This window comes from Enterococcus sp. (assembly GCF_022711995.1).
In the GTDB taxonomy this organism is placed as follows: Bacteria; Bacillota; Bacilli; order Lactobacillales; family Enterococcaceae; genus Enterococcus_D.
Genome location: NZ_JALAHI010000150.1, coordinates 1 through 9,770, shown reverse-complemented (window position 1 = coordinate 9,770; position 9,770 = coordinate 1). Strand labels below are relative to the sequence as shown.

6 protein-coding genes and 1 pseudogene are annotated in these 9,770 nt (G+C 38.7%); 6 read left to right on the top strand and 1 reads right to left on the bottom strand.

What is annotated here, in order from left to right:
• Positions 1-1,045: 1,045 nt before the first annotated feature.
• Entirely contained in the window at positions 1,046-2,686 is a 1,641-nt protein-coding gene (locus Q0A12_RS14770; protein WP_291293389.1) for a glycoside hydrolase family 43 protein, read from the top strand.
• Positions 2,687-2,824: 138 nt separating this feature from the next.
• On the opposite strand, the gene Q0A12_RS14765 is transcribed toward Q0A12_RS14770, so the two are convergent.
• Positions 2,825-3,979 carry an ROK family transcriptional regulator gene (locus tag Q0A12_RS14765; RefSeq protein ID WP_291293388.1) on the bottom strand — a complete coding sequence of 385 codons (1,155 nt, stop codon included), beginning with the start codon at positions 3,977-3,979 and terminating at the stop codon, positions 2,825-2,827.
• Between the two features lie 275 nt (positions 3,980-4,254).
• On the opposite strand from Q0A12_RS14765, the gene xylA reads away from it, so the two are divergent.
• The 5 genes and pseudogenes from xylA to Q0A12_RS14740 form a co-directional block, all read left to right on the top strand.
• The gene (xylA, locus tag Q0A12_RS14760; protein WP_291293387.1) at positions 4,255-5,562 is read left to right on the top strand and encodes a xylose isomerase; all 1,308 of its coding nucleotides are present in this window, start codon (positions 4,255-4,257) and stop codon (positions 5,560-5,562) included.
• 136 nt (positions 5,563-5,698) lie between these two features.
• On the top strand, positions 5,699-7,207 hold the full coding sequence (locus tag Q0A12_RS14755; RefSeq protein ID WP_291293386.1) for a sugar ABC transporter ATP-binding protein: 1,509 nt from the start codon (positions 5,699-5,701) through the stop codon (positions 7,205-7,207).
• A 60-nt stretch (positions 7,208-7,267) separates the two neighbouring features.
• Entirely contained in the window at positions 7,268-8,236 is a 969-nt protein-coding gene (locus Q0A12_RS14750; RefSeq protein WP_291293385.1) for an ABC transporter permease, read from the top strand.
• A 48-nt stretch (positions 8,237-8,284) separates the two neighbouring features.
• Positions 8,285-9,340 carry a sugar ABC transporter substrate-binding protein gene (locus tag Q0A12_RS14745; protein WP_291293384.1) on the top strand — a complete coding sequence of 352 codons (1,056 nt, stop codon included), beginning with the start codon at positions 8,285-8,287 and terminating at the stop codon, positions 9,338-9,340.
• Between the two features lie 186 nt (positions 9,341-9,526).
• Positions 9,527-9,770, top strand: a pseudogene (locus Q0A12_RS14740) (hypothetical protein); the annotation flags it as partial.

Below are 9,770 nucleotides of genomic sequence, written 5' to 3'. Positions count from 1 at the left end.
CGCCAAGTATCTAGTGTTGGATCACTTATGCAAATCTCTATCTATCTATCGAGAGAGCAAAAGATCTGAAGTTGTTTCGCTTGGAACTTGATTCAGAGAGCTTCTCGGGTCAGAACCTGCGAGAAGAGTTACTCAATGATCACCAGAATAGGCGTGTTTTTACCCCCATTTGTATCGGCTTCCGAAGAAACGAGTCTTGAAGGAAGAGGCAGCGATTGTCCACTACAGGCAGCTATCAGTTAGTATTTATTACCACCCTCTTGAATTGATAAATATATATAAATACTATTTTTTTATTATTATAACAGGTGAGGGGAATCGTTACATTACCTAAATCGTTTTTTTAATGAATTGTTTTATAGGCAATGTAAATGAAAGAAGCAAAAATCTTCATAAACAAATTGACGAACAGGGTTCTTCTGTGTGGTGAAGGAATAGCAGAAAAAGGATAGCTGAATAGAGGGAGGGTGCAAGAAGTCGGGTTCTTTTATAGGAGCAAAAGAAGGCTTGCTTTTTCTTTTGAAAGCGTGTACTATAAAAAATGTAGTTAGTTCGTTTTATTTCCAAACTAACTGTTTTTGTTAGTCGTCGGTTACACTCACTGTCAAAGGATTCAGCAGGCTCTGAGGAATTTTTTGAGAAACGATTGCTCAAAAACAGTAAAACGATCTTATTAAAAATATTGCTACAGTTACGTTTTCAAATCAGGAGACAAAGCAAATGAGAAATTGAATCAAAAGAACAGAAAAAGAGCTATAAAAGGATTCTTACCTCAGAAGTGTGGCTAGCTCAGAAAAGAGAAGAAGCAATCAGGGAAGAAAGCGTCTATTACCGAAAAGTTACTGTAACTGTTACTTAGTCGGATCACTGTCATTGTGTGATCTAAATATTGTTAGAAGAATTGTTAGCTGGTGCAAAGTCTCGATCATCCACAAATATGAAAACGTTTCATTTGGGTAGTTGTTGATAGAAAGAGTTTAGGCTGCTTGAAAATCGATGATAAAAAAGCCGCCCTTTATTAAATAGATATACGGAGGTAGTTAGTATGAAAATTAAAAATCCTGTTTTGCCTGGTTTTAATGCAGACCCGTCGATCATTCGCGTCGAAGATACGTACTATATCGCTAATTCGACATTTGAATGGTTTCCGGGAGTGAGATTGCATGAGTCCAAAGATTTGGTTCATTGGAATCTATTGCCTTCTCCTTTGTCAACAACGACATTGTTGGATATGAAAGGCAACCCTTCTTCTGGCGGGATTTGGGCACCGGATCTTTCTTATGCAGATGGAAAATTTTGGTTGGTCTATACGGATGTCAAAGTAGTTGATGGCGCATTTAAAGATATGACCAATTATTTGACGACAGCGACAGATATTAAAGGTCCTTGGTCCGATCCGATTAAATTGAATGGTGTTGGTTTCGACGCTTCATTGTTTCATGATGAAGACAATCGCAAATATTTGGTTCAGCAAACATGGGATCACCGAGAATATCATCATCCATTTGACGGAATCACATTAACAGAATTTGATACACAGACGATGAAGTTAAAACCGGATACTGCCAGAACCATCTATCGCGGGACAGCAGTGAAATTAGTTGAAGGACCACATCTTTACAAAATAAATGGCTATTATTATCTTTTTGCGGCAGAAGGGGGCACTGTTTTTACCCACCAAGAAGTGGTAGCTCGTTCTAAAACATTAGATGCCGATTCATTTGAAACAGAACCCGATGGTCCATTCATAACGAACTTTGATACGCCAAATTCCTATCTGCAAAAACAAGGACATGGTGCGTTAGTGGACACGCCAAGCGGTGAATGGTATTATGCCTCACTGGCAGCGCGACCATGGCATCATCCAAATGAATCGATTACTGATCCAAGAGGGTGGTCAACCTTAGGTAGAGAAACATCGATTCAAAAAGTCGAGTGGGATCAAGAGGGCTGGCCAAGAATTGTAGGGGGGCGCGGAGGAACAACCTATGTTGATGCACCTAAAGATGCAATTTTGACGGAAGCACCAAAGGATCATTCGCAAATCGATGATTTCCAAGAAGAAAAACTGGATATAAACTGGAATACACTGCGCGTGCCATTTTCAAGTCAGATGGGGCGTGTCGGAAACGGACAACTGCAATTGATTGGCCGAGGGAGTCTTGCTAATTGCCATGATTTATCCATGATTGCACGCAGATGGCAAGCTTTCTATTTTGATGCAGTGACGAAAGTGAAATTTTCGCCATTTTCTTATCAGCAAATGGCAGGATTGACCAACTATTATAATGGCAAGCATTGGTCCTTTGTATTTGTGACGTGGAACGAAATAAATGGCACCGTTATTGAAGTAGCTGAAAATAACCGTGGCGTTTACACCTCTTATTTAAAAGATGCAGCTATCAAAGTTCCGGAGGGAACGGAATATGTCTGGTTTAAAACAAAAGCAAGAAAGCAAACATATACCTATGAATACTCTTTTGATGGCAACGTTTGGCAGACAATTCCTGTGACACTAAATGCGGCTGTTTTATCAGATGACTATGTATTGCAAACATCTGGCGGCTTTTTCACTGGAGCATTTGTGGGGTTAGCTGCTGTCGATTATTCTGGATATGAGACCGAAGCCCAATTTGATTTCTTTGAATACAAGGAATATGGGGATGAAGCTGATTCCGTAAAATAGCAAGCAACAAGGCTAGACATAAAGACAAGAATAGGAATGAAGCCCTTAGCTAGGTTAAAATGGACACCTAGTTAAGGGCTATTTATTAGGAGTAATGTGAATAGGTAAGTGATAAAAAACATGCGGATAGTGCAGCAGTTAATTGGTTAGCTTTAAGTGTTTGATGTTTAAGAAACGTTGGAGATTAAAAACAAGGCCGCCTAGCAGGGTGGCTTTCTCGTCTAATAGACTACTTCTAACGATCACTTTTTCAGAGAAACGGCTATGTAGTGATTTTGTTAACTGCTCAATCATAGCCGGAATTTCATGATACAACGAACTATTCAAGATGATGACCTCTGGATCATAGTGTACAACTAGATTGTTGATACCGGCACTCAAGTAATGGACATTTTCCTCAGTTACACGAATCGCATCCGCGTCATTATTTTGGTAATATTCCCGCAAAATGATGGCATTCACGTAATCCATCGATTTTATGTCCGCAAATTTTTCAAAACAAACTTTATTTGCCGCGTACATCTCCAAACAGCCGTGATTGCCGCAAGGACACTCAATCCCATCAAGTACCACAATTTGATGCCCGATTTCTCCTGCCAATCCGTTTGTTCCGGTTTGCAGAATACCGTTTTGCACGATTCCTGCACCGATGCCGCTATGCATATTGATACAGATCAAACTAGAAGATTTCGAAGAGAAAGTATACTCCCCTAAAGCAGATAGATTCGCTTCATTTTCCAAGTAGACCGGATAATCGACTAATTCTTCGGCAATGTCACGGAATGGAATCTGAGCCAGCTCGTGGTGGGGCGTAAAGATGACATTGCCCTCATGAACAGGACCGTGAACAGCGATCACTACACCAATAATGCCATAATAGGTTTCGGGCAGTGTTTTTTCAAAGTGCTTAAAAAGCTCAGTGAAATGGTCTTTGATCGTATGTTCATCTAAATGGATCGGTTTTTTTTGAATGGACTGAACTTCTTCACCATCAAGAAAAGCCAACAATCCGTTGATATAGTTGTAGCCAATATCAATGGAAATGGAAAGGCCCGATTTCCCGTTGTATTGCAAAATGATTGGTTTGCGACCGCCGACATTGCTGGATTCACCCGTACCGATCTCGATGACTAGTTGATCTTCAATTAATTTTTTGACGATAGCGGAAGTGGTGGCTTTGGTAAGTCCAGTCATTGTTGAAAGGTCTGCACGGGAAAGATTGTGATTGTTCATGATTAATTCTAGACAGAGAGATTCGTTTTTTGTCCGGCTGATATAAGTTGATTTCGTCATAAATAAATACACCTCGTTAATTTATTCATTAAATATACTAACTTTATTGTAGATGTTTTCTCGTTTTTTTGCTAGTTATTTTGGTTGTAAAACCAAATAAAATCCCTATTAATAAACATTTTTATCTGGAAAAAAGACTAGATAAGAAGAATTATTTGATTTGTAAATAGCACTTGACTAATTATCGGAAAGCGGATACAATATCTTTGTTGAGTTAGTTCGTAAGATAAACGAACTAGCAAATGTCGTTATTTTGTTTTTAGGAGGAATAGAGAATGAGTTATTTTCCAAATGTAGAAAAAATTAAGTACGAAGGCCCTCAAACATCAAATCCATTTGCTTTTCGTCACTATAATCCAGAGGAAGTTGTTGCTGGCAAAACCATGAAAGACCACTTGCGTTTTGCTATTGCATACTGGCATACAATGACACAAGACGGTAGTGATCCATTTGGGTTACCAGTGAATCAACGTACTTGGTTTGGCAAAACAGAAATGGAAACTGCCCGAAACCGAGTAGTTGCTTTTTTTGAAATTTTAGAAAAATTAGGCGCAGAGTATTTCTGCTTCCATGATGTCGATATTGCACCTGAAGGCGATAGCCTAGAAGAGTTCTACAATAACTTAGATGAAATCACCGATCTCATCAAAGAACAAATGGACCGAACGGGAATCAAATTGCTTTGGAATACAGCGAATATGTTCAGTAATCCAAGATACATCAACGGGGCTGCATCAACAAATAATGCAGATGTTTTCGCTTATGCAGCTGCTCAAGTAAAAAAAGGATTAGATATTTCGAAAAAACTCGGTGGAGAAAATTATGTGTTTTGGGGCGGACGTGAAGGATATGAAACGCTGCTGAATACAGATATGGCATTTGAGCAAGACAACATTGCCCGCTTGTTTAAAATGGCAGTCGCTTACGGAAATAAAATCAATCATAAACCACAATTCTTGATTGAGCCCAAACCAAAAGAACCAAGCAAACACCAATATGATTTTGATGCAGCTACTGCACTGCAATTTATTCAAAAATATGGGTTAGAAGGTGACTTCAAATTAAATTTAGAAGCCAACCACGCGACTCTAGCAGGTCACACATTTGAACATGAAATCGAAGTTGCAAGAATCAATCAAGCATTAGGATCACTAGATGCCAACCAAGGTGATGTCTTGCTAGGCTGGGATACGGATGAATTTCCGACGAATGTTTACGATGTCACACTTGCCATGTATGGTGTCTTAGAAAATGGCGGTATTGCTCCTGGCGGCATTAACTTCGATTCAAAAGTTCGGCGCTCGAGCTTTGCAATGGAAGACTTGTTCTTAGCACACATCGCCGGAATGGATACATTTGCTAGAGGCTTGAAAGCAGCGGCTAAATTGAAAGAAGATCGTTTCTTTGATGAATTGAAAGAAAAACGCTATGCCAGCTTCCAGACAGGGATCGGTGCTTCCATTGTTTCCGATCAAGAAGACTTAGAAAGTCTGACCGAATATGCACTGAAATTAGAAGATATTCAGTTAGACTCTAGCCACATCGAATATGTCAAATCACGCTTGAATGATTATTTAGTCTAAACTACTTGGTCAGTAATGTAGAAATAGTCTGAGCAGGAGCAATCAGACGATTTTCGTTTCACTCCTGCTCAGTAGAATAAATGTTTTCGATTATTGTAGAAAATAGACTGACGTTTTTTACAAGAAGGAGGTTTCCATGGAAAATGAGCTTTTGTTTTCAATGACAAATATTGAAAAAAGTTTTGGGCCTGTACATGTTTTAAAAAAAGCAAGACTAGAAGTTCGAAAAGGTGAAATCCATGCTTTCATGGGAGAAAATGGAGCTGGAAAATCAACATTGATGAACATTTTAGCGGGTCTGATAGACAAAGATGAGGGAGAGATCATCTTTGAAGGAGAAGAAATCCAGAAAATGACTCCAGAAAAAGCAACTAAGTTAGGAATTGGCTTTGTGCATCAAGAGCTGAATTTAGCGGAAGATTTATCTGTTGCAGAAAATGTGTTCATAGGCCGTTTGCCTTATAAGAATCAGTTACTAGGAATTGTCGATTACAAAAAACTTTATGAAGATACTCAGTATTGGTTGAATCTTATTGATGCGAACGTGAAGCCAACTGATCTTGTAGCTGGGTTATCCACAGCTAACAAACAATTAATCGAAATTGCAAAAGCGCTGAGCCTGAATGCAAAAGTCATCATTTTTGATGAGCCAACAACCTCATTATCCGACAAGGATGTCGAAGTATTATTTATTATTATTCGAAGATTAAAAGAAAAAGGCTTTTCAAGTATCTATATTTCCCACCGGATGAAAGAAATTTTTGAATTAGGTGAACGAATCACGATTATGCGTGATGGTGAGTATATCGCTACGGATGAAGTGAAAAACTTATCCGAAGATCAAATCATATCTATGTTAGTAGGGCGTGAGATCAAAGATTTATACCCCAAACAACCAACAAAAATTGGTGAACCATTTTTGCAGGTCAATCATTTATCGGACCATCTGTCTCGTGTGAAGGATGTTAGTTTTGAAGCAAGAAAAGGGGAAGTTCTTGGATTTGCTGGATTGGTAGGTAGTGGCCGAACAGAAACGATGCGTTTGCTTTTTGGTGCAGACCGCATGAAGACCGGCGAAATTAAGATCAACCAACAAAAAGTGTCAATAAAATCCCCTGTTGATGCGATTCGCAATGGGATCAGTTTATTAACAGAAGATCGCAAACATCAAGGCTTATTGCTAAATCTTTCGATCAAAGACAACATCAATATCACCAATTTAGAAAATTTTGTTTTAAATCAAAACCAGTTAAAAGAGCATGCGCAGACATTTGTTAAAGATATTAATATCAAAGTCAGTGATATTGAGAATCCTGTTGCCAGTCTTTCTGGAGGAAACCAGCAGAAAGTTGTTTTAGCAAAATGGTTAAACAAGGATAGTCAACTATACATCTTTGATGAACCAACTAAAGGAATTGATGTCGGGGCAAAATCAGAAATCTACTCGATTATTAATAAGCTGGCGCTGCAAGGGAAGACGGTTCTGATCGTTTCATCTGAAATACCAGAATTGTTAGGGATCTGCGACCGGATCCAAGTGTTCTGTGAAGGCACGATCGCCGGTGAAATTAAGGTCAGTGAGTATGCAGATAAAAGAGATGAAGCGCAAGAATTAATTATGAAATACGCTACAACGGATCAATAAAATAATTACTGGATTCATCTCGAGTTCACTTATCTTTGTTTAAATGAAGGAGATATAGATATGGAAAATGCAAAACAAAAATGGAACCTAAAAACGCTTTTTATGAATTATTCGGTCTACATTGTGTTAATCGTTCTGGTGGCGTATTTCTCATTTGCCAATGGGGACTTCTTAAGTACCTATAATGTGGAAAACTTTTTGCAACAAATTCCACCAGTCGGAATTTTAACGGTCGCTTATGCCATGGTGTTGATTTGTGGATACGTTGACTTGTCCATTGGTTATGTAGGGATGGCAGCTGGTATGGTTGGGTTATATACAGCTAACCTAGGAATGCCGGCACCAGTTGTAATCGTCATCTCATTATGTGTGGGTGCTCTATTAGGAATTATGAATGCGCTTTTAATTAAGAAGTTTGATTTACCCGCATTTATTTTAACCTTAGGTACCAGTTATGTTATCAAAGGAATGTTAGGATTTTTCACGGATGAGCAATTTATTGGTTCAGACACGGAATGGTTCAACAAACTTGCTAAAACACCTATTGGAACGGAAATGATCAAGAGCAATGCGTTGATCTTTGCCATTGTGATTATCATTTTTGTTTTTATTATGAATAAGACGCGTTTAGGAAAATATACGTATGCAGTAGGATCCAATCAAGAAGCCGCACGACTTTCTGGAATCAATGTTGATTTACATATCGTGAAAATCTTTGCTATCGAAGGTATGCTGGCTGCTATTGCCGGATTGCTGATTGTATCGAATTTGAACGGAGGCGCCTCTAAGGATGCCAATGGATTAGATTTGTTTGCGATGGCAGCAGCGATTATGGGGGGAACTTCATTTAGTGGCGGTATTGGAACCATCGGCGGAGCAGTTGCCGGTATCTTAACGTTGCAGATATTCAAGAATGGTCTAACGCTAATGGGGGTAAACTCATTCTTGCAAGATACTGTGACAGGTTTGGTAATCATTTTTGCTATTATTATTGATTATTTGAAACGGCGCGCAAGTCGTCAGTCTTAAAATGATTAATTGATAATAAAAGATAAAACAAATAGGGAGCGGATAAAAATGTTTAGAAAAAGCAAAATTGTTTTAACGGGTATTTTGATGACAATGGTCTTATTGGCATCTGGCTGTAGTAACGGGAGCTCGGCCAGCAGCGACAATGACAAAACACTGTATTTCATTCCTATCGTTGATACAGGGGCATACTGGAATCCTATGAAAAAAGGTGCCGAGGATGCTGCCAAAGAGCTTGGTTACACATTAGTTACAAAAACATCTCCTTCTGCTGAACCAAGTAAAAAAGAAAAACACATTGGCTTTATTAAAGAAGCAACTGCTAAAAATGTCGCAGGAATTGCTATTGCACCAATCGAAAAGAAAGCCTTTGTTGATCCAATCAAAGCAGCAATGGATAAAGATATTCCTGTCATCACATTTGATGCTGACTTAGAAAATCCAGATGATCGTACGGCTTATGTTGGAACAGACAACGTTTCTGCCGGAAAAGAACTTGGAAAACGTGCTGCGGAAGAAATGAAAGAAAAAGGAATTACTGAAGGTTCGATTGCTATTGTTTGTGTGGATGTGGCACAGCCAACAATGATTGATCGCGAAAAAGGCTTGAAAGAAGGCTTTGAAGAAGTGTATGGCGCAGATGCTAAAAACTTCAAATTCTTGGCAACAATCCAAGACAATGATCAACCTTCTGAATCTAAAAAACAATTAGAAGGCTATATCTCAGCGAATAAAGATTTGGTAACAGTATTCTCATTGGGTTCTGAAGGACCAGATGTGGGTGTAATGAGTGCCATTGAATCTCAAGGAAAATCCGGAAAAATTTTACACTATGGATTTGACTACACTGACACATGGTTAAAAGGTATTGAAGATGGCCGTATTACTGCAATCGTAGATCAAGATGCTTACCAAATTGGCTATCAAGTTATTGAAAACTTGGTAAAATCAATTGATGGAGAAAAAATCGATGCAACGATTCCAATCGATGTAAAATATGTTCCAGCAGCAGAATTGAAATCATACGGTGAAGAAAAAGGAAAAATCAAAACTGATTCAGTGGAAGATTCTACTGAAGAAACAGTGGAAGATTCTAGTAAATAAACAAGTGTCGCTTGCATGACCGCAACCGAATAGGTAGACGTTGTTTTGAAAAAGTAAACGATTATAAAATTCGCCAGCGGCATCTGCTATTTAAAAAAAGAGTGGAATTAAAAGCAATTCTTTCAATAGTAGAAAGAGAAAACTTTTATTTTCACTCTTTTCTTTGTTGAGACAGGAGATTCATTTATGAAAAAAGTATTGAGTATTTTGGGTGATCCTTATCATCCCCACGAGCCGTTAGTTCAATTTACCGAAACCATTCTGAATCAGTTGCCACAAAAGACTCACTGGAAGGATAGTAGCATCGCGGAATTAGCCAAAGAGTTGGAGGACAAGCCTGATTTAGTGATTATTTCTAAAGAAAACCGGTTGTCGCTAGATGACGCTGCCGAAAATACGTGGCTGACAGAAGAGCTAGATCATGCTCTTG

Coding starts and splice junctions, on each gene's coding strand:
- Q0A12_RS14770 (WP_291293389.1), top strand. CDS start 1,046: ATGAAAATTAAAAATCCTGTTTTGCCTGGTTTTAATGCAGACCCGTCG.
- Q0A12_RS14765 (WP_291293388.1), bottom strand. CDS start 3,979: ATGACGAAATCAACTTATATCAGCCGGACAAAAAACGAATCTCTCTGT.
- xylA (WP_291293387.1), top strand. CDS start 4,255: ATGAGTTATTTTCCAAATGTAGAAAAAATTAAGTACGAAGGCCCTCAA.
- Q0A12_RS14755 (WP_291293386.1), top strand. CDS start 5,699: ATGGAAAATGAGCTTTTGTTTTCAATGACAAATATTGAAAAAAGTTTT.
- Q0A12_RS14750 (WP_291293385.1), top strand. CDS start 7,268: ATGGAAAATGCAAAACAAAAATGGAACCTAAAAACGCTTTTTATGAAT.
- Q0A12_RS14745 (WP_291293384.1), top strand. CDS start 8,285: ATGTTTAGAAAAAGCAAAATTGTTTTAACGGGTATTTTGATGACAATG.